The sequence below is a fragment of the Streptomyces sp. LaBMicrA B280 genome, assembly GCF_049222185.1.
Classification (GTDB): Bacteria; Actinomycetota; Actinomycetes; order Streptomycetales; family Streptomycetaceae; genus Streptomyces; species Streptomyces murinus.
Window position 1 is genome coordinate 71,588 of the sequence record NZ_JBMJCT010000002.1, and the last position, 21,996, is coordinate 93,583.

18 protein-coding genes and 2 riboswitches are annotated in these 21,996 nt (G+C 73.7%); of the genes, 15 read left to right on the forward strand and 3 right to left on the reverse strand.

The genetic code is table 11. The features are described 5' to 3' along the window. Positions 1–107: 107 nt before the first annotated feature. A riboswitch (cobalamin riboswitch) is annotated at positions 108–181 on the reverse strand. A 341-nt stretch (positions 182–522) separates the two neighbouring features. The 12 genes from ACLF5H_RS01635 to ACLF5H_RS01690 all read left to right on the forward strand — a co-directional run bounded on the left by ACLF5H_RS01635 (position 523) and on the right by ACLF5H_RS01690 (position 15,117). Next, positions 523–3,318, forward strand: a complete 2,796-nt coding sequence (locus tag ACLF5H_RS01635) for a prenyltransferase/squalene oxidase repeat-containing protein (RefSeq protein ID WP_421674277.1) — start codon at positions 523–525, stop codon at positions 3,316–3,318. Next, entirely contained in the window at positions 3,315–4,220 is a 906-nt protein-coding gene (locus tag ACLF5H_RS01640) for a hypothetical protein (protein WP_421674278.1), read from the forward strand. The genes ACLF5H_RS01635 and ACLF5H_RS01640 overlap by 4 nt, the downstream gene beginning before the upstream one ends. Beyond that, entirely contained in the window at positions 4,217–5,377 is a 1,161-nt protein-coding gene (locus tag ACLF5H_RS01645; protein ID WP_421674279.1) for a CbiQ family ECF transporter T component, read from the forward strand. The genes ACLF5H_RS01640 and ACLF5H_RS01645 overlap by 4 nt, the downstream gene beginning before the upstream one ends. After that, positions 5,374–7,014 (forward strand): ABC transporter ATP-binding protein, encoded by a 1,641-nt coding sequence (locus tag ACLF5H_RS01650; protein ID WP_421674280.1) that lies wholly within the window; start codon positions 5,374–5,376, stop codon positions 7,012–7,014. The genes ACLF5H_RS01645 and ACLF5H_RS01650 overlap by 4 nt, the downstream gene beginning before the upstream one ends. Beyond that, the gene (locus ACLF5H_RS01655; RefSeq protein WP_421674281.1) at positions 7,011–7,856 is read left to right on the forward strand and encodes an ECF transporter S component; all 846 of its coding nucleotides are present in this window, start codon (positions 7,011–7,013) and stop codon (positions 7,854–7,856) included. Before ACLF5H_RS01650 ends, ACLF5H_RS01655 begins: the two co-directional genes overlap by 4 nt. A 76-nt stretch (positions 7,857–7,932) precedes the next feature. Then, a riboswitch (cobalamin riboswitch) is annotated at positions 7,933–8,106 on the forward strand. Positions 8,107–8,338: 232 nt separating this feature from the next. Continuing rightward, complete coding sequence (locus tag ACLF5H_RS01660) at positions 8,339–9,862, forward strand: CoA-acylating methylmalonate-semialdehyde dehydrogenase (RefSeq protein WP_421674282.1); 1,524 nt, start codon at positions 8,339–8,341, stop codon at positions 9,860–9,862. An 8-nt stretch (positions 9,863–9,870) separates the two neighbouring features. After that, positions 9,871–11,019 carry an acyl-CoA dehydrogenase family protein gene (locus ACLF5H_RS01665; RefSeq protein WP_421674283.1) on the forward strand — a complete coding sequence of 383 codons (1,149 nt, stop codon included), beginning with the start codon at positions 9,871–9,873 and terminating at the stop codon, positions 11,017–11,019. Then, entirely contained in the window at positions 11,016–12,095 is a 1,080-nt protein-coding gene (locus tag ACLF5H_RS01670; RefSeq protein WP_421674284.1) for an enoyl-CoA hydratase/isomerase family protein, read from the forward strand. The genes ACLF5H_RS01665 and ACLF5H_RS01670 overlap by 4 nt, the downstream gene beginning before the upstream one ends. Continuing rightward, on the forward strand, positions 12,092–13,006 hold the full coding sequence (mmsB, locus tag ACLF5H_RS01675; protein ID WP_421674285.1) for a 3-hydroxyisobutyrate dehydrogenase: 915 nt from the start codon (positions 12,092–12,094) through the stop codon (positions 13,004–13,006). Before ACLF5H_RS01670 ends, mmsB begins: the two co-directional genes overlap by 4 nt. Beyond that, positions 13,003–13,782, forward strand: a complete 780-nt coding sequence (locus tag ACLF5H_RS01680; protein ID WP_421674286.1) for an enoyl-CoA hydratase — start codon at positions 13,003–13,005, stop codon at positions 13,780–13,782. Before mmsB ends, ACLF5H_RS01680 begins: the two co-directional genes overlap by 4 nt. 221 nt (positions 13,783–14,003) lie before the next feature. Further along, the gene (locus ACLF5H_RS01685) at positions 14,004–14,219 is read left to right on the forward strand and encodes a CbtB domain-containing protein (RefSeq protein WP_085567776.1); all 216 of its coding nucleotides are present in this window, start codon (positions 14,004–14,006) and stop codon (positions 14,217–14,219) included. Between the two features lie 25 nt (positions 14,220–14,244). After that, positions 14,245–15,117, forward strand: coding sequence for a CbtA family protein (locus ACLF5H_RS01690; protein WP_421674287.1), 873 nt, complete (start codon positions 14,245–14,247; stop codon positions 15,115–15,117). A gap of 82 nt (positions 15,118–15,199) precedes the next feature. On the opposite strand, the gene ACLF5H_RS01695 is transcribed toward ACLF5H_RS01690, so the two are convergent. Both ACLF5H_RS01695 and ACLF5H_RS01700 read right to left on the reverse strand, forming a co-directional pair. Further along, a complete protein-coding gene (locus ACLF5H_RS01695; protein ID WP_421674288.1) occupies positions 15,200–15,796 on the reverse strand; it encodes a histidine phosphatase family protein in 597 nt (198 codons plus the stop codon). A gap of 22 nt (positions 15,797–15,818) precedes the next feature. Next, a complete protein-coding gene (locus tag ACLF5H_RS01700; protein ID WP_421674289.1) occupies positions 15,819–17,264 on the reverse strand; it encodes a short-chain fatty acyl-CoA regulator family protein in 1,446 nt (481 codons plus the stop codon). A 195-nt stretch (positions 17,265–17,459) separates the two neighbouring features. Here ACLF5H_RS01700 and ACLF5H_RS01705 point away from each other — a divergent pair, with 195 nt between their 5' ends. The 3 genes from ACLF5H_RS01705 to ACLF5H_RS01715 are packed head-to-tail and all read left to right on the forward strand — an operon-like array spanning position 17,460 to position 21,032. After that, a complete protein-coding gene (locus tag ACLF5H_RS01705) occupies positions 17,460–18,968 on the forward strand; it encodes an MmgE/PrpD family protein (RefSeq protein ID WP_421674290.1) in 1,509 nt (502 codons plus the stop codon). Next, positions 18,968–19,873 carry a methylisocitrate lyase gene (gene prpB / locus ACLF5H_RS01710; protein ID WP_421674291.1) on the forward strand — a complete coding sequence of 302 codons (906 nt, stop codon included), beginning with the start codon at positions 18,968–18,970 and terminating at the stop codon, positions 19,871–19,873. The genes ACLF5H_RS01705 and prpB overlap by 1 nt, the downstream gene beginning before the upstream one ends. A 19-nt stretch (positions 19,874–19,892) precedes the next feature. Next, positions 19,893–21,032, forward strand: a complete 1,140-nt coding sequence (locus ACLF5H_RS01715) for a bifunctional 2-methylcitrate synthase/citrate synthase (RefSeq protein WP_421674292.1) — start codon at positions 19,893–19,895, stop codon at positions 21,030–21,032. Here ACLF5H_RS01715 and ACLF5H_RS01720 read toward each other — a convergent pair. Then, a complete protein-coding gene (locus tag ACLF5H_RS01720) occupies positions 20,972–21,922 on the reverse strand; it encodes an SDR family NAD(P)-dependent oxidoreductase (protein WP_421674293.1) in 951 nt (316 codons plus the stop codon). The two genes, ACLF5H_RS01715 and ACLF5H_RS01720, sit on opposite strands and share 61 nt — an antisense overlap. Between the last annotated feature and the right edge of the window lie 74 nt (positions 21,923–21,996).

Sequence of the window (21,996 nt, forward strand, 5' to 3'; positions counted from 1 at the left end):
AGGACGCCGACCCGGCCCGGTGCCACGGCCCATCGAACCGGCGGAGCAGCGGGCACCGGCCGCCGTCCGGAACGCGTGGACCGGCTTCCAAAAGTGCTGCGCCGCCTGGGCATTCGGGCTCGGAACGGCCTCGCCGTCCCATACCGCTGCGCGTCAGCCCCGGACTCCCACCGGGTTCCCCCATTCGGCAGACCGAGACGGTACCCGACGGCCAACCCGCCCGCCAGCGCCCGCCCTTGCGCCCATGGCCGGGCCGCGGGGCCGCTCTTGACGCATTCCGTGAAGCGTGCTCAAATCCGGCTGATACGCAATGAGTTCCAGGGGAAGCCGGTCGAATTCCGGCGCTGACCCGCAACCGTAGGCCCGGCACCGTCCCGGGCGAGCCGGACTGCCTGGAGCGTGACATCTGCAACAGACGCCGTCGTGGACTGCGGCGTGGTGCGACGGCTTCCGGGTTCCTGCCATGCTTCCGGGGCCCCTTGGCCACGCCCGTGCCCCCGCCGGTCGACAGAGGGGGCCGTGGTGGGGACCGGGCAGCGAAGAGAGAAGCGGGCGAGGGCGATCCCGCCCCGCGGGGCGGCACTGGCGGCGGCCCTGTGCGTACTGCTCGCGGCCTGCACGGCCTTCCTCACGATCACGATCACACCCGCGACCGCGGACGGCACCGGCGGCTGCACCGCGACCAAGGGCGCACTCGTCGCCGTGGACTTCGGGCCCTTCGGCGGCCCGGTGGAAGAGGGCTGCGACCTCACCCCCACCACCGGCTACGACCTGCTGCACGACGCCGGTTTCAGCACCGCCGGCACCCAGCACGACGGCCCCGCCTTCATCTGCCGCATCGGGTACGGCTCCTTCGACTCCGGTACGCAGTACCCGACGTCGGACAAGGAGTCCTGCGTCCTGACCCCGCCCGCCACGGCGTACTGGTCGTACTGGATCGCCTCCCCGGGCCAGAAGGACTGGACCTACAGCCCGTACGGCGCCATGGACCGCAAGCTCAAGGACGGTGACGTCGACGCCTGGGTCTACGGCGGCACCGATGTCCAGGGCTCCACCGGCAAGCCCGCCTTCACCCCCGACGACGTACGCGGCGGCGACCCCTCCGGGCCCGGCACGGGCGAGCCCACCGGCGCCCTGGGCAAGATCGACACGAAGGCCGCCGCCACCTGGCTCACCGGTCAACTCACCGACGGTGAGCGGATCGTGGACGACGGCGCCACCACCCCCGACTACTCGCTGACCGCCGACACCGCGTTCGCGCTGGCCGCAGCGAACGGCAAGAGCGCCGCCCTCGACAAGGTCACCGGCTATCTCGCCGCCCGCACCGCGGACTTCGCCTACCCGAACGGCACCGACCAGGACCCGGACGCCACCGCCCTCGCCCGGCTCGCCCTCCTCGCCGAGATCACCGGCCGCGACCCGCGCGCCTTCGGCGGCCACGACCTGCTCGCCGCCCTCACCGGCGATGTGTGCGCGGCGGGCCCGGAGTCCGGCGAGGCCACCCCCGGCTGCACCGCCAAGGGCGACTTCCGCGCCTCCTCCTACGCCGAGGGCCAGGCCCTCGCGGTCCTCGCGCTGCTGCGGGCCGGGGTGACACCCCCGGCCGCGACGGTCGACCGCCTCACCCAACTCCAGTGCAAGGACGGCAGCTTCACCAGCATCCTCATCCGGCCCGGCGAGTACTGCGACCCGGACCCGGCCACCACCGGCCTGATCGCCCTGGTGCTGCACCGGGCGGGCGGCCACGAGGACGCGGTCACGGCGGCCCACACCTACCTCAGCGGCGCGCAGCGGGCCGACGGCGCCTTCCCCGGCTACACCGGCTCGACCACCGGATCCGTCAACGCCACCGCGTACGCCGCCCAGGCACTGGCCGCCCTCGGCGACACCACCCGAGGCGGCGCGGCCGTCGGCTGGCTGTCCCGGCAGCAGCTGAAGAGCGGCGGCTTCGGCTTCGAGGAGGGCGCCACCGACGCGGCCGTCTACGCGACCTCGCCCGCCGTCCTCGCCGGCACCGGCACCAGCCTGGTCGCCCTCACCACCAGGACCACCGAACCCACCCCGCCGCCGGCCTCCCCGAGCGGCACCCCGACCACCCCCGCCCCCGCCCCGGGCGCGGGCCCCGATCTGAAGAAGGGCGTCGCCTACCTCACCAGGGCGGCCAACCTCAAGCAGGGCCAGTACTACGGCGACGGCACCACGTCAGGCCGCGCCGACTTCGGCCTCACCATCGACGGCGCCTACGCGCTCGCCGCCACCGGCCTGGACAACGCCAAGCTGCGCGGCATCGTCGACTTCCTCGACCACCGGGGCAAGGACGGCGCGGGCCGCACGGTCGACGACTGGACCAACGTCGGCACCTCGTACGCGGCGGCCGGCTCCATCGGCAAGACCGCCCTGCTCGCCGAGGCCGTGGGACGCGACCCCCGGCACTTCACCGGACACGACCTCATCGCCGCCCTCGACCAGGCCGTCTGCGCCAAGGCCAGCACCGGAAGCGACCGCTCCTGCGCGGCGGCGGGCGCCTACACCTACGCGCCCTCCGTCTTCGCCCAGTCCCTCGCCGTCATGGCCCAGCTGCGCGCGGGCGACACCACGTCGGCCCAGCGGCCGATCGCCTACCTGGCGAGCCTCCAGGAGAGCAGCGGTGCCTGGCCCAGCCTGATCCCGTCCACCAAGGACTCCGACGTGGACTCCACCGCCATCGCCGCCATGGCCCTCGACCTCGCGGGCGGCGACACGGCGGACAAGGCCGTGGACAAGGCGCTGACCTGGCTCGCCTCCCGGCAGCTGGCCGACGGCGGCTTCCCCGGCACCGCGGGCGACTCCGTCAACTCGGCGGCTCTCGCCGTACAGGGCCTGTCGCTGGACGCGCCGAAGTACGCCGAGCAGATCGCCGAGGCCCGTAAGTTCCTCGCCTCCCAGCAGAACAGCGACGGCGGATTCGTGGTCGCCAAGGGCGGCGACGACCGCCGCTCCGACCTGCGCGCCTCCACCCAGGCCGTCGGCGGCGCCACCGGCATCTCCTTCGGCACCCTCGATCGGAGCCTGACCGGCACCTCCCCGCAGCCCGTCCCGAGCCCCAGCGGCAGCGCCCCGGACATCGTCACCACCGGAGACACGGGAGGCACCGGAGACACCGGAAGCTCCGGCGGCGCGGGCGACGGCGGGGCCACCGCGAGCGGCGGAGGCGGCATCCTCGCCGCCACCGGCGTCCAGGCCGGGGCCCTCGCCGCGATCGCCGTACTGCTGATGCTCGCCGGCTGGCGCACCGTGGTCGTCGCCCGCCGCCGCACCGGCACCGGGGGCGGACGATGAGGGCGGCGGCCCGCCCGATACGGGCCCTGGCCGCTCTCGGCCTGGGCGCCGCCGCGGTCGTGGCCACCGGCACCCCGGCCGCCGCCGACCCCCAGCCGATGGGCCGCTGCACCACCACCTCGGGCGTCGTGCTCGCCGTCGACCTCAGCCACTGGGGCGGCCCGATCCTGCGCTCCTGCGGCACCACCCCGACCACCGGCTACGAGCTGCTCAACCAGGGCGGCTGGAGCACCACCGGCACCGGGCACGACGGCCCCGCCTTCATCTGCCGCATCGGCTACAGCGGTTACCAGCACGGCCGGCAGTACCCGACCCCCGCCCAGGACGACTGCGTGCTCACCCCGCCCGCCTCCGCGTACTGGTCGTACTGGCACGCCGATCCCGGCGCCACCGACTGGACGTACAGCCAGCTCGGCGCGATGCTCTACAAGCCCAAGCCGGGCAGCGTCGACCTGTGGGAGTTCGGCGGCACCAACATCCAGGGCACCGAGGGCCGCCCGAAGGTCAGCCCCGGCCAGCTGCGCGCCCACAACACCGCGCCGCAGGGCGACGCGGGCAAGCCCGCCTCCACCAGCAGGGCCCCCCAGCTGCCGCCCGGCGTGAACACCGGACCGGCCCCGGAGAAGCGACCCGCCCCCTCCGCGCCGCCGTCGGCGAAGCCGAAGCCCGAGCCGAAGCCCAGCAAGAGCGCGAGCCCGTCGCCGTCGCCGAGCACCACCACGAGCGCCCCGGCGACCCCGGCCCCGTCCCCGAGCGGCGGCACCCGGGTGGTCGACGCCGCCCCCGCCGCCGAGGCCCGGCACGACGCCGGCTCGATCGTCCCCGTGGTCGCGGGCGCCGGTCTGGTCGCCCTGATCGGCGGCGCGGCCTACGCGGCACACCGGCGCCGCCGCTCCGAGTGACCGCCGTGTCCCGTACGACCGTCGAGGCACCCGCCGCCGAGGCGGCACCGGACCGGGGCGGCCGGCGGCTGCCCCGCACCCTGCACCCCATGGCCTGGTGGGTGTGGGCGCTCGCGCTCGCCACCGCGGTCAGCCGCACGGACAACCCGCTGCTGCTGCTCCTGGTGCTCGCCGTCCTCGGCTACGTCGTCACCGCCCGGCGCACCGAGGCGCCCTGGGCCCGCGGCTTCGTCTACTACCTCTACCTCGCCCTGTCGGTGGTCGCGATCCGCGTCGCCTTCCGGGCCGTGTTCGCCACCGGCATCACCCCGCACGACCACTTCCTCTTCTCCCTGCCGCACCTCCCCACCCCCGACTGGTACGCGGGCATCCGGATCGGCGGCCCGGTCTCGCTGGAAGCCCTGCTGTCCTCCGCCACCGACGGGCTGCGTCTCGCCTGCATGCTGGCCTGCGTCGGCGCCGCCAACACCCTCGCCAACCCCAAGCGCGCCCTGCGCGTCCTGCCGGGCGCCCTGTACGAGCTGGGCGTGGCCGTCACCGTCGCGATCAGCGTGGCGCCCCAGCTGGTGCAGAGCGTCCAACGCGTCGCCCGCGCACGGCGGTTGCGCGCGGGCCGGGCCAAGGGCGTCAAGGCGCTGCGCTCCATCGCGGTGCCGGTCCTGGAGGACGCCCTGGAACGCTCCCTGCGGCTGGCCGCCGCCATGGACTCACGCGGCTACGGCCGGGCGGGCAGCGCCACCCGCCGCTCCCGCCGGGTCACCGGCGCGCTGATGCTGCTCGGCATGTGTGGTCTGTGCGCCGGGGCGTACGGGCTCCTCGACGCCACCGCGCCCACCCTCCTCGGGCTGCCCGCGATGTCCTGCGGGGCCGCGCTGTGCGTGGCGGGCCTGCGGCTCGGCGGCCGGCGCGTCACCCGCACCGCCTACCGGCCCGACCCCTGGCGGCTGCCCGAGTGGTGCGTCGCGGGCAGCGGACTGCTCTCGGCCGTGCTGCTGTTCAGCGATCTCGGTTACGACCCCGCCCAGCTCAACCCCACCTACTATCCTCTCACCTGGCCGGGTCTGCCGCTGGTGCCGACCGCCGCCGTCCTGCTCGCCGGCACCGCCGGCTTCCTCGCCCCGCCGCCCGGCCCCGTCCCGAGAGCCACCGCACCGTGATCACCTTCGACCAGGTCACCGTCCATTACGACGACATGCCCGAGCCCGCACTGCGGGACGTCGCCCTCACGGTGGACGAGGGCGAACTCTGCCTCGTCGTCGGCCACACGGGCGTCGGCAAGTCGACCCTGCTCGGCGCCGTCAACGGGCTGGTCCCGCACTTCACCGGCGGCACCCTGTACGGCCGGGTCACCGTCGACGGCCGGGACACCGCCCACCATCCGCCCCGCGAACTCGCCGATGTCGTCGGCGTGGTGGGCCAGGACCCCATCGACGGCTTCGTGACCGACACCGTCGAGGAGGAACTCGCCTACGCCATGGAGCAGTTGGCGATCCTGCCTGCGACCATGCGCAAGCGGGTCGAGGAGACCCTCGATCTGCTCGGCCTCGCCGACCTGCGGCACCGCGCGCTGCACACGCTCTCCGGCGGACAGCAGCAGCGCGTCGCGATCGGCTCCGTGCTCACCGCCCACCCGCGCGTGCTGGTCCTGGACGAACCCACCTCCGCCCTGGACCCGACGGCGGCCGAGGAGGTCCTCGCCGCCGTCACCCGGCTCGTGCACGACCTCGGTGTCACCGTCCTCATGGCCGAGCACCGCCTGGAGCGGGTCGTGCAGTACGCGGACCGCGTCATCCATCTGCCCGGCGACGGCCGGGCCCGCATCGGCCCACCCGCCGAGATCCTGCGTACGGCCACGATCGCGCCGCCGATCGTGGAGCTGGGCCGGGCCGCGGGCTGGTCCCCGCTGCCGCTGTCCATCCGCGACGCCCGCCGCGCCGCCGCCCCGCTGCGTACCCTGCTGGCCGGGCGGACCCCGGCCCCCGTACGGCCGCCGGTCCCGGACGGCAAGGGGAACCGGCTGCTGGCCGCGCGCGGTGTCACGGTCGCCTACCGGGACGTCGCCGCCGTACGGGCCGTGGACCTCGATCTGCACGCGGGCGAGGTCATCGCGCTGATGGGCCGCAACGGCTCCGGCAAGTCCTCCCTGCTGTGGGCCCTCCAGGGCTCCGGACCCCGCCGGGCCGGAAGCGTCCGGGTGGACGGCGGACACGGCACGCGGGACCCGCACGCGGTGTCCGCGGCCGAGGCCCGCCGACTCGTCGGACTGGTCCCGCAGACACCCGCCGACCTGCTCTATCTGGAGAGCGTCGGAGAGGAACTCGCCCAGGCGGACGCCGAGTCGGCGGCCGGGGTGACGGCGCGCGAGCTGCTCGACCGGCTCGCGCCCGGCATCGAGGACGCCACGCACCCCCGCGACCTGTCGGAGGGGCAGAAGCTCGCCCTCGTCCTCGCCGTCCAACTGGCCGCCGCGCCCCGGGTCGTACTGCTGGACGAGCCGACCCGGGGCCTGGACTACCGGGCCAAGACGGCACTGACCGGCATCGTGGACGCGCTCGCGGCCGAGGGCCGTGCGGTCGTCATCTCCACCCATGACGTCGAGTTCGCCGCCCGCGCCGCCGACCGCGTCGTCGTCATGGCCGAGGGGGACATCGTCGCCGACGGCCCCACCACCGAAGTCATCGTCTCCTCCCCGACGTTCGCCCCGCAGACGGCCAAGATCCTCGCACCGCTGCCCTTCCTGACGGCGGATCAGGTCGCACGCGAGCTCGCGGACCCGGGCGAGGCGCGGTCATGAGCGGACGCGCGCGGACCGGCGGACCCGCCATCCGGCTGACCGGCCGGGCCGGGGTGGTCATGGCGCTGGCCGCCCTCCTCGGACTCGTCGCGTTCTTCTGGCCGTTCGTCGTCGCACCCGGCACGTTCGGCTCCTCCTACGCACCCCCGCTGATCTTCGGCGTGCTGCTGGTGCTCGTGCTCTGCGTGGTGCTCTCGGAGATCGCCGAGGGCGGCATCGACTCCAAGGCCCTCGCCATGCTCGGCGTGCTCTCCGCCGTCGACGCCGCCCTGCGCCCCCTCGGGGCCGGTACGGCGGGCATCGAGACGGTCTTCTTCGTCCTGGTCCTGGCCGGCCGGGTGTACGGTCCGGGCTTCGGCTTCGTCCTCGGCTGCACCTCGCTGTTCGCCTCCGCGCTGATCACCGGGGGAGTGGGGCCCTGGATGCCGTACCAGATGTTCGGCTGCGCCTTCGTCGGCATGCTCGCCGGATTCCTGCCCCGGGCGCGCGGCCGCCGCGAGGTGCTGATGCTCGCCGTCTACGGCTCGCTGTCCGGCTACCTCTTCGGCTTTCTGCTCAACCTCTCCTTCTGGCCGTTCTCCCTGGACCCGAACAGCTCGATCGCCTATCTGCCGGGCCTGCCCTTCACCGAGCAGTGGCACCGCTACGTCGCCTTCGACCTCGCCACCTCGCTGGGCTGGGACACCGGCCGGGCCGTCACCAACTTCGTGTGCGTGCTGCTGGCCGGTCCCGCGGTGCTGACCACCTTCCGGCGCGCCGCCCGCCGCGCCCGCTTCCGCGCGCCGGTGCGCTTCGCCGGACCCCGCGAGCGGCCCGCGGAGAGCGCGGACGGCGTGGCCTGAAGAGGCGTACCGGATCCCGTGAGGACGCACCGAATCCCCGGGGACACTGGATTTACTAGGACGTCCAACTATATATTCGGGGGAGAAGGCCCGCGGTGCAGGGAAGCCGGTGTGAATCCGGCGCGGTCCCGCCACTGTGACCGGGGAGTACGCCGTCGAGCAGGACGCCACTGACGAGCAGGATGTCGGGAAGGCGGACGGCGCGCGCTGATCCGGGAGTCAGGATACCGGCCGCGGGATGTTCCGTGTTGTCCACGAGGATGGAGCCGACACGCATGGCACCCCTGCGCACCCATGATCCCGGCGCGAGCCGACGCGGGCCCTCCCCGCGCGGCAATCCCGCCGTACCGGTCTGAGGGCTCGTCCCGCCACCGCGTCTTTCGCGCCGCCCCGGCACGCCCGCGTGCGCCCTCGCGCACCCGGCCGTGTGCCGCTGCCGCGCGCCATCCCGGATCACCCCCACCTGACGAGAGCAGGCAGCCATGATCCGTCCCCAAGCACCCTCCGCCGTACGCGAGTTGACCCACTTCGTCGACGGCAAGCACGTCCCGGGCACCTCCGGGGCGCACGGCGAGGTGTACGACCCCAACACCGGCGAGGTCCAGGCCCTGGTGCCGCTCGCCGACCGGGGCGAGACCGAGGCGGCGATCGCCTCCGCCGCCCAGGCGCAGCGCGCCTGGGCCGAGTTCAACCCGCAGCGCCGCGCCCGCGTCCTGCTGCGCTTCCTCCAGCTCGCCGAGCAGGAGAAGGACGCGCTGGCCCGGCTGCTGTCGGCCGAGCACGGCAAGACCGTCGCCGACGCCCACGGCGACCTCCAGCGCGGCCTGGACGTCGTGGAGTTCGCCGCCGGCATCCCGCATCTGCTCAAGGGCGAGTTCAGCGACAACGCCGGCACCGGCATCGATGTGCACTCCCTGCGCGCGCCGCTCGGCGTCATCGCGGGCATCACGCCGTTCAACTTCCCCGCCATGATCCCGCTCTGGCAGGCCGCACCCGCGCTGGCCTGCGGCAACGCCTTCGTCCTCAAGCCCTCCGAGCGCAACCCCTCGGTGCCGCTGCGGCTCGCCGAACTCTTCCTGGAGGCGGGCCTGCCGCCCGGCGTGCTCAACGTCGTCAACGGCGCCCGGGACGCCGTCGACACCCTCTTGGAGGACCCGCGCGTCGCCGCCCTCGGCTTCGTCGGCTCCACCCCCATCGCCGCGCACGTCTACGCCACCGCCGCCGCCCACGGCAAGCGCGCCCAGTGCTTCGGCGGCGCCAAGAACCACCTCATCGTGATGCCGGACGCCGATCTGGACCAGGCGGTGGACGCGCTGATCGGCGCCGGGTACGGCTCGGCCGGTGAGCGCTGCATGGCCATCTCCGTCGCCGTGCCGGTCGGCGAGGCCACCGCGGACGCCCTCGTCGCCCGGCTCACCGAACGCATCGCCGCCCTGCGGATCGGCCGCAGCGACGACCCCGAGGCCGACTTCGGCCCGCTGGTCGCCCCCGAGGCCCTGCGCAGGGTCCGCGAGTACGTCGACCTCGGGGTCCAGGAGGGCGCCGAACTCGTCGTGGACGGACGGGACTTCGTGCTCCCCGGCCATGAGAACGGCTTCTTCGCCGGAGCCTCGCTCTTCGACCGGGTCACCCCCGGCATGCGCGTCTACCAGGAGGAGATCTTCGGCCCGGTCCTCTCGGTCGTCCGCGCCGCCGACTACGAGGAGGCCCTGCGCCTGCCCAGCGAGCACCTCTACGGCAACGGCGTCGCGATCTTCACCCGTGACGGGGACACCGCCCGCGACTTCACCCGCCGGGTGAACACCGGCATGGTCGGCGTGAACGTGCCCATCCCGGTGCCCGTCGCCCACCACACCTTCGGCGGCTGGAAGCGCTCCGGCTTCGGCGACCTCGGCCAGCACGGCCCGGACGCGATCCGCTTCTGCACCCGCACCAAGACCGTCACCTCCCGCTGGCCCGCCGGCCGCCGCGAGGGCGCCTCCTTCACGATCCCCACGATGGGCTGAGCGCCGCTATGACCACCACCCTGCTCACCGAGGACCAGCAAGCCCTCGTCGAGGCCACCCTCGACTTCACCCAGGACCACCTCGCCCCGCACGCCCTGGACTGGGACCGCGACAAGCACTTCCCCGTCGACGTCCTGCGCAAGGCCGCCGGGCTCGGCCTCGGCGGTGTCTACGTCCGCGAACAGCACGGCGGATCCGCGCTCGGCCGGGCCGACGGCGTGCTCGTCTTCGAGACCCTCGCCACCGGCTGCCCCGCCATCGCCGGATATCTGTCCATCCACAACATGGTCGCCTGGATGATCGACCGCTACGGCGACGACGCCCAGCGCGAGCGGTGGCTGCCCCGGCTGTGCGCGATGGACGACCTCGCGAGCTACTGCCTGACCGAACCCGGCGCAGGCTCCGACGCCGCCGCCCTCACCACCCGCGCCGTACCCGACGGCGACCACTACGTGCTCACCGGCGTCAAGCAGTTCATCTCCGGCGCGGGCGCCGCCCAGGTGTACGTGGTGATGGCCCGCACCGGCGAACCCGGCCCCCGCGGCATCTCCGCGTTCCTGGTCGACAAGGACGACCCCGGCATCTCCTTCGGCCCGAACGAACGCAAGATGGGCTGGCACGCCCAGCCCACCCGCCAGGTCGTCCTGGACGGCGTCCGGATCCCCGCCGACCGGCTCCTCGGCCGACCCGGCGAGGGCTTTAGGATCGCGATGAACGGCCTGAACGGCGGCCGCCTCGGCATCGCCGCCTGCTCCCTCGGCGGCGCCCGCAGCGCCCTGGACCGGAGCCTCGCCCACCTCGCCGACCGGGAGGCGTTCGGCGCCCGCCTCCTCGACGCCCAGGCCCTGCGCTTCCGCCTCGCCGACATGGCGACCGAGCTGACCGCCGCCCGCGCCCTGGTCCAGCAGGCGGCCCGCGCCCTGGACGCCCAGGACCCGCAGGCGCCGTATCTGTGCGCCATGGCGAAGCGGTTCGCCACCGACACCGGGTACTCGGTCGCCGATCGCGCCCTGCAACTGCACGGCGGATACGGCTACCTCGCCGAGTACGGCATTGAGAAGATCGTCCGCGACCTTCGCGTCCACCAGATCCTGGAAGGAACCAACGAGATCATGCGCGTCATCGTGGCCCGCGGCCTGACGGAGGCCCTCGGATGAGCAACGACACCGAGGAACCCGTTCTGCTGCGCACCGGCGGCCGGGCCGCCCGGATCATCCTCAACCGGCCCCGGGCCCTCAACGCCCTCACCCATGAGATGGTCACCCGCATCGACGCGGCGCTGACCGGCTGGGAGCACGACCCGGCCGTGCGGACCGTCGTCATCAGCGGCGCCGGAGAGCGCGGACTGTGCGCGGGCGGCGACATCCGCGCCATCCACGACGACGCCCGCGCGGGCGACGGCACCGCCTCGGCCGCGTTCTGGCGGGACGAGTACCACCTCAACGCCCGTACCGCCCGCTACCCCAAGCCGTACGTCGCCCTCATGGACGGCATCGTGATGGGCGGCGGGGTCGGCGTCTCCGCGCACGGCGCCGTCCGCGTCGTCACCGAGCGCTCGCGGATCGCGATGCCGGAGACGGGGATCGGCTTCATCCCGGACGTCGGCGGCACCTACCTCCTGTCCCGCGCCCCCGGCGAGCTGGGCACGTACCTCGCCCTGACAGGCGATCAGATCGGCGCCGGTGACGCCCTGTTGTGCGGGCTCGCCGACCACTACGTGCCGTCCGACGCGCTGGGCGCCCTGCTGGACGACCTCGCCGAGCTGCCCGTGGCCGAGGCCCTGGCGCGGCACGAACGGCCCGCACCGCAGGGGGCGTTGGCCGAGCGGCGGAGCTGGATCGACGCCTGCTTCTCCGCCGACTCCGTCGAGGAGATCGTCGAGCGGCTGTGCGCGCACGGCGGCACGGAGGCCAAGGAGGCGGCCGAGACCCTCCTCGCCAAGTCGCCCACCGCGCTCAAGGTCACCCTGGCCGCCCTCCGCCGCGCCCGGCGGCTCGGCACCCTGGAGGAGGTCCTCGACCAGGAGTACCGCGTCTCGTGCGTCGGGCTGAGGAGCCCCGACCTGGTGGAGGGCGTCCGCGCCCAGATCATCGACAAGGACCGCGACCCGCACTGGTCACCGGCGAGGCTGGCCGAGGTCACCGACGCCGACGTGGAGCGCTTCTTCGCCCCGCTCGGCGACCGGGAACTCGGCCTCGCGGGGCCCGGCGGCACGACGGAGGCGACGCGGTGAGCGGGGACGGCGGGGCGCGCGCGACCGTCGCCTTCATCGGGCTCGGGCACATGGGCGGCCCGATGGCGGCCAACCTGGTCGGGGCCGGGCACCGGGTGCTCGGCCACGACCTGGTGCCCGAGGCGCGGGCGGCCGCCGCGCGGGCGGGGGTGGAACCCGCCGGATCCGCGGCCGAGGCGGTGGCCGACGCAAACACGGTGATCACCATGCTCCCGGCCGGCCGCCATGTCCTTGACCTCTACGACACCCTCCTGGAGGCGGCCCGGCCCGGCACCCTCTTCGTCGACTGCTCCACCATCGACGTCGCCGACGCCCGCACCGCCCATGAACGCGCCGTCGCCGCCGGGATGCGGGCGCTGGACGCACCCGTCTCCGGCGGAGTGGTCGGCGCCGAGGCCGGCACGCTCACCTTCATGGCGGGCGGTGGGGAGGCCGAATTCGCGGGCGCCCGGCCCCTGCTGGACGTCATGGGCGGCAGGGCCGTGCACTGCGGGGGCCCCGGTGCCGGGCAGGCGGCGAAGATCTGCAACAACATGATCCTCGGCGTCTCCATGATCGCCGTGAGCGAGGCGTTCGTCCTCGGCGAGCGTCTGGGACTGTCCCACCAGGCCCTGTTCGACGTCGCGTCCACGGCGTCCGGGCAGTGCTGGGCGCTCAGCGTCAACTGCCCCGTCCCGGGCCCGGTCCCGGCGAGCCCCGCCAACCGGGACTACCGGCCCGGCTTCGCCGCCGCGCTGATGGCCAAGGACCTGGGGCTCGCCGCCAACGCGGTCAAGGCGGGCGGTGTGCAGGCCGAACTCGGTCTCAGGGCGGCTGCGTTGTACGCCGAATATGCCGAACGGGTCGGTGCCACCGAGGACTTCTCGGGCATCGTACGCACCATCAGGGAACAGAGCGGAGAGTGCGCATGAGCACCGAGTACGAGACGATCCGGGTCGAGCGCAAGGGCCGTACCGCCCTGCTCACCCTCGACCGCCCGAAGGCCCTCAACGCGCTGAATCTCCAGGTCATGAACGAGGTCGTGGCCGCGACCGAGGCCCTGGACCGGGACCCGGAGTGCGGCTGCGTCGTGATCACCGGCTCGGCGAAGGCGTTCGCCGCGGGCGCCGACATCAAGGAGATGAGCCCGCAGGGGTACCTGGACATGTACCTGGCCGACTGGTTCACCGCCTGGGACCGGCTCGGACAGCTGCGCACCCCGACCATCGCCGCGGTCTCCGGATACGCCCTCGGCGGCGGCTGCGAGCTGGCCATGCTCTGCGACATCCTGCTCGCCGCCGACACCGCCGTCTTCGGGCAGCCCGAGATCAAACTCGGGGTGATCCCCGGTATCGGCGGCTCCCAGCGGCTGACCCGGGCCGTCGGCAAGGCCAAGGCCATGGAGCTGGTGCTGACCGGCCGCACGATGGACGCAGCCGAGGCCGAGCGGGCCGGACTCGTCTCCCGGATCGTCCCCGCGGCCGAGCTGCTCGCCGAGGCCCTCGCCGTCGCCGAGGTCGTGGCCGGGATGTCGCTGCCGGTGGCGATGATGGCCAAGGAGGCGGTGGGCCGGGCCTTCGAGACCACCCTCGCGGAGGGCGTCCGCTTCGAACGGCGGCTGTTCCACGCGGTGTTCGCGACCGCCGACCAGAAGGAGGGGATGGCCGCCTTCGTGGACAAGCGGCCGCCGGAGTTCCGGCACCGCTGACCGGGGAGGGTGCGTCTCCCAGCCACTTGTCTGATTGACGGACGATGCTCGTTTCCGTACGCTCCGCTTGTAGTGATGGCCTGAGGAAGCTGGTGGGAATCCAGCACGGTCGCGCCACTGTGTACGTGCCCCTCCGCGAGGGCGGGCACGAAGTCAGACACCGGGCCATCGCGACGCTCCACTGGCTGAGGGACGCACGATCCCCTGAAGGAGGCTCACTCATGAGCAGTCTGTCCGCGCCCGCCGCACTCCCCACACCCGTCGTCCTCCCGGCGACGAAGGCCGTGTTCTGGCTGGTCGGGACCGCGCTCTTCGCGCTGGCGATCTACTACTTCATCGGGGTCGACCAGGGCGCCTACTCCGTCTTCGGCAAGGACATGCACGTCCACGAGTTCGTGCACGACGCCCGCCACTTCCTGGGCTTCCCCTGCCACTGACGAGAGTAAGCACGGACATCTGAACATGGAAAAGAGACTCATTCTGCGCGGCGTCATCGCCGGCGCAGTCGCCGGGCTGCTCGCGTTCGTCTTCGCACGGATCTTCGCCGAGCCCCAGATCGCCAAGGCGATCGACTACGAGAGCGGCCGCGACGCCGCGCAGGCCGTCCTCGACAAGGCCGCCGGGATCACGGCCGAGGCCGAGGGCCCCGACATCTTCAGCCGGACGATCCAGGCCAACGTCGGCATCGGCGTGGGCATGGTCCTCTTCGGCGTCGCCATGGGCGCGCTCTTCGCCGTCGCCTACGCGATCTGCCTCGGCCGCGTCGGCAAGCTGCGCCCGCGCAACCTCGCCATGCTGGTGGCGCTGGGCGGCTTCGTCGGCATGTACCTGGTGCCGTTCATCAAGTACCCGGCCAACCCGCCGGCCATCGGCCACCCCGAGACGATCAAGGACCGGGGCAATCTGTATCTGGCCATGGTGGTCTGCTCGGTGGTCTTCCTCGTCGCCGCCGTCTGGCTCGGCAAGCGCCTCCAGCCGCGCTTCGGCAACTGGAACGCCACGCTGCTCGCCGCCGGCGCCTATGTGGTGGCCATCGGCATCGTGATGGCCCTGCTCCCCGCGCTCGGCGAACTCTCCGCCAACGTGAAGGAGTACGGCCACCACGCCACCGAGACCCCGCTGCCCCTGACCAACTCCAAGGGCACCATCGTCTACCCGGGCTTCCCGGCGGACGTCCTGGCCTCCTTCCGCTTCTACTCCGTCGCCGCCCAGGCCCTGCTCTGGGCGACCCTGGGCCTCGTCTTCGCCCCCATGGCCGAGCGGCTGCTCGACCCGGCGGCGCGGGCGGCCGCGAAACCGGCTCCCCGGCAGCCGGAAGAGGTCGGCGCCGCCTGACCCAGGCCGACCGGCATCGCATCACCCACGCCGACCGGCGCGCAGGACGCACCGAGGGCTGCACCCCAACAGGGTGCGGCCCTCAGTGCGTTGGTGCCCGTGTTCCTGCCTCCGGCGCGGCCAAGGGTCCCCCGAGCCGCAGATTCCACCGCCCGGCCCGCCCGCTGAGTTCCGTCGCCGTCAACGGCACCACGTCCAGCCGCCAGAACGCGCTCGGGGGCAGCCCCAGCACCCCGACGACCGCGGCCCGTACGATCTCCGGCTCGACCACGGCCACCGTACGGCCGTCCCGCGCGCCGTCCAGCCAGGCCCCGACCCGTGCGCACACCGCGCGCACCGACTCCCCGCCGTGGCCCGCCCATTCGGGGTCGGTGAGCCAGTGGCCGAGGGCCTCCGGCTCGGCCGCCGTCACCTCGTCGAGGGCCCGACCGCGCCAGCGGCCCACGTCCACGCCCCGCAGCGCGGGCGCCTCCTCGCCGTCCTCCAGGCCGAGGGCGTGCGCCGTCTCCCGGCAGCGCGCACTCGCGGAGAGCACCACCCGGGTCGGCGCGGGCAGCGACCCGGCCGCCGAGCGGGCCCGCGCCGCGCCGAGGTCCTCGAGGGAGTCGCCGTCGTAGAAGCGCGCCTGTCGCAGTGCGGGGGTCATGGCGGGGGAGACGAGAAGGACACGGCTGGTCACGCGGGACACTCCTGCGGGGTCGTCATGGGGTACGGGTCTCCACCGGGTACGGCACGTACGTGCGCCGGTCCGGGTCGATGGCGAGGTGCCCGCCGGCCGGGGGACGGGCCCGCTGGGCGCAGTCGCGGCGCTCGCAGATCCGGCAGCCCAGGCCGATCGGGGTGGCGGCCCGCGGGTCGTCCAGGGCGATGCCCTCGGCGTAGACGAGCCGGTGCGCGTGGCGCAGTTCGCAGCCGAGGGCGACGGCGAACTCGGCGCGCGGCGCGTGATGCCCGAAGCCGCCCCGGGTGATGGTGCGCGCCACCCAGAAGTACCGCTTGCCGTCCGGCATCTCGGCGACCTGGGTGAGTATCCGGCCGGGCGCCGAGAACGCGTCGTACACCGTCCACAGCGGACAGGTGCCGCCGAGCCGGGAGAAGTGGAAGTCGGTCGCCGACTGCCGCTTGGAGATGTTGCCGGCCCGGTCCACCCGCAGGAAGGAGAACGGCACGCCTCGGCGCCCGGTGCGCTGGAGGGTGCTCAGCCGGTGGCAGACGGTCTCGAAGCCGACGCCGAAGCGGGCGGACAGCAACTCGATGTCGTAGCGCACCTCCTCGGCCGCCGCGTGGAAGGTGGTGTACGGCATCAGCAGGGCGCCCGCGAAGTAGTTCGCGAGGCCGATGCGGGCCAGGGCGGTGGACTCGGGCGAGGTCAACTCGGTCGCGTGATCGGCGAGTTGGCCGAGCAGCGCGCCGTGTTCCAGCAGGGCGAGCTGGGTGGCGAGCTGGAAGGCGCGGCGGCCGTCGCTGAGCCAGGGGGAGAGGAACAGCAGCCCGGACTCGGGGTCGTAGCGGCGGGCGTCGGCGAGGCGGCCGGGACCCGCCTGCACCACCCGTACCCCGTGCCGCTCGGCGAGCCGGGCCACCAGCGGCTCGGCGGCCCGGCCGGGGCGCAGCGCCAGGTCCTCGGCGATCCGCTCGGCCTCGGTGTCCAGCGGCTCGAAGTGGTTGTGGTGGGCGTAGAAGAAGTCCCGTACCTCGTCGTGCGGTTCGCCTGGCGGCAGCCGGGCGCCGCCGCCCGCGCCCGGTGTGGCCAGCGCGGCGGCCTGCTCGGCGGTGTCCCGGTAGCGGCGGTGCAGGGCCACCAGGGCGCGCGCCACCTCCGGATGGGCGCGGGCGGCCTCGGCGAGCTCCTCCTCGGGCGGCAGCGGCACCCCGCACGCCTCGTCGGCGAGCGCGGAGCGCAGCTCGGTCGCGAGGCGGTCGCCCTCGGCCTCCGAGAAGAACTCGGTGTCGACGCCGAAGACCTCCGCGATCCGCAGCAGCACGGGCGCCGTCAGCGGGCGCTGGCTCTGTTCGAGCTGGTTGGCATAGCTGGTGGAGATGCCGAGCGCACGGGCCATGTCGACCTGGTTCATCCCGTGCTCGCGGCGCAGCCGGCGCAGCTTGGCGTGGGCGTAGACCTTCCGTTCGGCCGTTCGCCTGGCCATGCGCACCACCTCCTGACTCTGGGTGCCTCTCCTGCGAACATAGCATTCGCAGGATTCGCAGATTTCACAGATTCGCAGGTCCGCGCTGTACGGAATCCGCACTGTGGGGTGGTGGCCGGGGGGTCGTCGGCGGGGCAGGCTCGATCATGTCCGCCAAGGTCCTTCCGGCCAGGCCCCGACACCGCGAGGAGTCCCGTGATCGAGCATCACGTTCGTGTCCACCCCAGCGCCGACCGCCTGCCCCGCGAGGAGCAGCTCGCCTGGAAGCTCGCCGCCGTGGCCACCGGCACCGAGGAGCTGGCCCCGGACAGCGCGGCCATGGCCGTCAACCGGGTGATCGACAACGCCTCCGTCGCGGTCGCCTCCCTGCTGCGCCGCCCGGTCGCCGTCGCCCGCGCCCAGGCCGCCGCCCACCGCGCACCCCGCCGCGGCGCCTCCGTCTTCGGCGCCCCGCACCGGGTCAGCCCCGAGTGGGCGGCCTGGGCCAACGGCACGGCGGTGCGCGAACTCGACTACCACGACACCTACTTGGCGGCCGACTACTCCCACCCCGGCGACAACATCCCGCCGCTGCTCGCCGTCGCCCAGCACACCGGCCGCACCGGCGCCGACCTGCTGCGCGCCGTCGTCGCCGCCTACGAGATCCATGTCGCCCTGGTCAAGGGCATCTGCCTGCACGAGCACCGCATCGACCATGTCGCCCACCTCGGCGCGGCCACCGCCTGCGGCCTGGGCGCGCTGCTGCGGCTGCCCACCGAGACGGTGTACCAGGCCGTCCAGCAGACCGTGCACACCACCACCTCGACCCGGCAGTCCCGCAAGGGCGAGATCTCCAGCTGGAAGGCGTACGCCCCCGCCTTCGCCGGAAAGGCCGCCATCGAGGCCGTCGACCGGGCGATGCGCGGCGAGACCTCGCCCTCCCCGATCTACGAGGGCGAGGACGGCTTCCTGGCCCGGATGCTGGACGGCCCCGGGTCCGACTACACCGTGTGGCTGCCCGAGCCGGGCGAGCCGCGCCGCGCGATCCTCGACACCTACACCAAGGAGCACTCCGCCGAGTACCAGGCGCAGGCGATCATCGACCTGGCCCGGCGGCTGCGCGAGAAGACCGGGCCGCTGGACGAGGTGCGCTCGGTGGTGCTGCACACCAGCCACCACACCCACCACGTCATCGGCTCCGGCGCGAACGACCCGCAGAAGTACGATCCCGCGGCCAGCCGCGAGACCCTCGACCACTCGGTGCCGTACATCCTCGCGGTCGCCCTGGAGGACGGCGCCTGGCACCACGAGCGCTCCTACGCGCCCGAGCGGGCGCGGCGCCCGGAGACCGTGGAGCTGTGGCGGAAGATCAGCACCGTCGAGGACCCGGAGTGGACCCGCCGCTACCACGACCCCGACCCCGGGCGCCGGGCGTTCGGCGGGCGGGCCGTGATCACCCTGGCGGACGGTACGGTGATCGAGGACGAACTGGCCGTCGCCGACGCCCACCCGGCCGGTGCCCGCCCCTTCGACCGGGCCGCCTACACGGGCAAGTTCCGTACCCTCGCCGAGAACGCCGTCGCCCCCGCCGCCCAGGACCGCTTCCTCGCCGCCGCCGAGCACTTGGCCGAGCTGTCCGCCCCCGACCTGGACGGCCTGTTCCCCGCCGTGGACACCGGGGCCGTCGCGGAGTACGACGCGCGCCTGCCGAAGGGCCTGTTCTGATGCTGCACACCCGCACCACCCCCGCCGAACGCCGCCGCGCCCTGCGTCAACGGCTCGCGGAGAACCGGCTGTTGATGATGCCGGGCGCCCTCAACCCGCTGTCCGCCCGGCTGATCCAGGACACCGGCTTCGAGGCCGCCTATCTCTCCGGTGCCGTGCTCGCCGCCGATCTGGGCCTGCCCGACATCGGCCTGACCACGTCCACCGAGATCGCCGCCCGCGCCCAGCAGACCACCAGGGCCACCGACCTGCCCGTCCTGATCGACGCCGACACCGGCTTCGGCGAACCGATGAACGCCGCCCGCACCGTCCAGCTGATGGAGGACGCGGGTCTGGCCGGGCTGCATCTGGAGGACCAGGTCAACCCCAAGCGCTGCGGCCACCTCGACGGCAAGTCGGTCGTGGCGCGCGCGGAGATGACCCGCCGGATCCGGGCCGCCGCGGACGCCCGCCGCGACCCGGACTTCCTCCTGATGGCCCGCACCGACGCCCGCGCGATCGAGGGGCTGGACGCGGCGATCGACCGCGCCAAGGCGTACGTGGACGCGGGCGCCGACGCGATCTTCCCCGAAGCCCTCGCCGACGAGCGGGAGTTCGAGGCGTTCCGGGCGGCGGTCGAGGTGCCGCTGCTCGCCAACATGACCGAGTTCGGCAAGTCCCGCCTGCTGGACGCGCGCACCCTGGAGAACCTCGGCTACGACATCGCGCTCTACCCCGTCACCCTGCTCCGCCTCGCCATGGGCGCGGTCGAGGACGGGCTGCGCACCCTGGCCGCCGAAGGCACCCAGGAGAGCCTGCTGCCCCGCATGCAGACCCGCTCCCGGCTGTACGAACTCCTCGGCTACGCCGACTACTCGGCCTTCGACTCGGCCGTCCACGACTTCACGCTGCCGCCCGGCGCCTGACCCACCGGAGACGATCCCCATGACCATCCATCGCGGACTCGCCGGTGTCGTCGTCGACACCACCGAGATCTCCACCGTCATCCAGGAGACCAACTCCCTCACCTACCGCGGCTATCCGGTCCAGGACCTGGCCGCCCGCCGCTCCTTCGAGGAGGTCGCGTATCTGCTCTGGTACGGCGAGCTGCCCGACGCCGGTCAACTGCGGGCGTTCCAGGCCCGCGAGCGCGCCCTGCGCCCGCTCGACCGCACCACCGCCGAACTGCTCGCCCGGCTGCCCGAGACCTGCCACCCGATGGACGTACTGCGCACCGCCGTCAGCTTCTTCGGCGCCGAGGACCCGACCGAGGACGACGGGAGCCTCGCCGCCAACCGCGCCAAGTCCCTGACCCTGCTGGCGAAACTGCCCACCGTGGTCGCCGCCGACCAGCGCCGCCGAAAGGGCCTCGCCCCGATCCCGCCCGACCCGGACCTCGGGTACGCGGAGAACTTCTTCCACATGTGCTTCGGCACGGTGCCCGACCCCGAGACGGTCCGCTGCTTCGAGATCTCCCTCGTCCTGTACGCCGAACACAGCTTCAACGCCTCGACGTTCACCGCCCGCGTCGTCACCTCCACCCTCTCCGACCTCTACAGCGCGGTCACCGCCGCCATCGGCGCCCTCAAGGGCCCCCTGCACGGCGGCGCCAACGAGGCCGTGATGCACATGCTGGAGGAGATCGGCGACCCGCGCCGCGCCGAGGAATGGCTGGACCGCGCGCTCGCCGAGAAGCGGAAGATCATGGGCTTCGGCCATCGCGTCTACAAGGAGGGCGACTCCCGGGTCCCCATCATGCAGGGCGCCCTGGACCGCCTGGTGGCCCGCGCCGCCGACCCGGACACCACCCGGCTGGCCACCCTGCACGCCGCCCTGCGGCACGCCATGCTCCAGCGCAAGGGCATCCACCCGAACCTGGACTACCCGGCCGGCCTCGCCTACCACCTGATGGGCTTCGACATCCCGGCCTTCACCCCGATCTTCGTGATGAGCCGGATCACCGGCTGGACCGCCCACATCACCGAGCAGCTCGCCCACAACGCGCTGATCCGCCCCCTCGCCTCCTACGCGGGACCGGACCAGCGGGCGGTGCCGGTCAGCTCCTCGCTGACGTCCCACAGCTGAGCGGCGACGGCCGGGTCGGCCATGTGGGAGGGGACGGGCTCACGGCGCGGGGTGCCCCGCAGCCCGAAGACCCGGGGCCCCCACAGCTCCCCTCCCGCCACCTCCGGATCGAGGACGGCACGGACGACGGGCCACGCTCCGGCGTCCTTGCCCTGCACCAGCAGCGCGGCGGGCAGCGCGCGAAGCCGCTCGCCGGGGGCCGGGACGTGGACCGGCGGGCGGGGCGGGGTGAGGGAGTCCAGCGCGCCACCGGGGTGGGCCACCACACTGAGCACCGTGCTGCCGGTGGCACGCAGCCGGCGGTCCAGTTCGAAGCCGAAGCACATCTGCGCCAGCTTCGACCGGCCGTACGTGCGCTTGGGCCGGTAGTCCCGGGTCGACTGCAGATCGCCGAGGTCCAGTCGCTCGGACCGCGCGGCGAAGCTGCCCACCGTCACGACGCGGCCCGCCCGCGCCGCGGACAGCAGCGGGGCCAGCCACCGGGTCAGCGCGAAGTGGCCGAGGTGGTTGGTGCCGAACATCAGCTCATGGCCGTCCGCGGTCGCCCGGCGCGGCGGATCGTCGAGCGCGACCCCCGCGTTGTGCACCACCGCGTCGAGCCGATCGAGATCCAGCCCCTCCACGGCATTCTTCAGGGACGACAGGTCGGCGAGGTCGAGGCGCAGGTGCCGCACCCGGGCGCCGGGAACGCGCGAACGGATCGAGGCCATGGCGGTCTCGGCCTTCGCGCGGTCCCGGCAGCCCAGTACGACGACGGCGCCGGTGGCCGCGAGCTGCTCCGCGGTGAAGTAGCCGATCCCGGCGTTGCCCCCGGTGACCAGGAAGGTCCGGCCCTCGGCGGACGGCGGGCGGCGAACGTCCCACGGCCGGGCATGGGGTGCGGAAGACACGATGACAGGCTCCTTGCGCTCTGCGGCGGCATGCTCAGGGCGAGCACCCCGACCCGCCCAAGGTCGCAACCCGC

Bases quoted from the DNA above. Each gene is read 5' to 3' on its own strand.
- ACLF5H_RS01640 (WP_421674278.1), top strand. From the start codon at position 3,315: ATGAGGGCGGCGGCCCGCCCGATACGGGCCCTGGCCGCTCTCGGCCTG.
- ACLF5H_RS01655 (WP_421674281.1), top strand. From the start codon at position 7,011: ATGAGCGGACGCGCGCGGACCGGCGGACCCGCCATCCGGCTGACCGGC.
- ACLF5H_RS01660 (WP_421674282.1), top strand. From the start codon at position 8,339: ATGATCCGTCCCCAAGCACCCTCCGCCGTACGCGAGTTGACCCACTTC.
- ACLF5H_RS01665 (WP_421674283.1), top strand. From the start codon at position 9,871: ATGACCACCACCCTGCTCACCGAGGACCAGCAAGCCCTCGTCGAGGCC.
- ACLF5H_RS01670 (WP_421674284.1), top strand. From the start codon at position 11,016: ATGAGCAACGACACCGAGGAACCCGTTCTGCTGCGCACCGGCGGCCGG.
- ACLF5H_RS01680 (WP_421674286.1), top strand. From the start codon at position 13,003: ATGAGCACCGAGTACGAGACGATCCGGGTCGAGCGCAAGGGCCGTACC.
- ACLF5H_RS01685 (WP_085567776.1), top strand. From the start codon at position 14,004: ATGAGCAGTCTGTCCGCGCCCGCCGCACTCCCCACACCCGTCGTCCTC.
- ACLF5H_RS01690 (WP_421674287.1), top strand. From the start codon at position 14,245: ATGGAAAAGAGACTCATTCTGCGCGGCGTCATCGCCGGCGCAGTCGCC.
- ACLF5H_RS01700 (WP_421674289.1), bottom strand. From the start codon at position 17,264: ATGGCCAGGCGAACGGCCGAACGGAAGGTCTACGCCCACGCCAAGCTG.
- prpB (WP_421674291.1), top strand. From the start codon at position 18,968: ATGCTGCACACCCGCACCACCCCCGCCGAACGCCGCCGCGCCCTGCGT.
- ACLF5H_RS01715 (WP_421674292.1), top strand. From the start codon at position 19,893: ATGACCATCCATCGCGGACTCGCCGGTGTCGTCGTCGACACCACCGAG.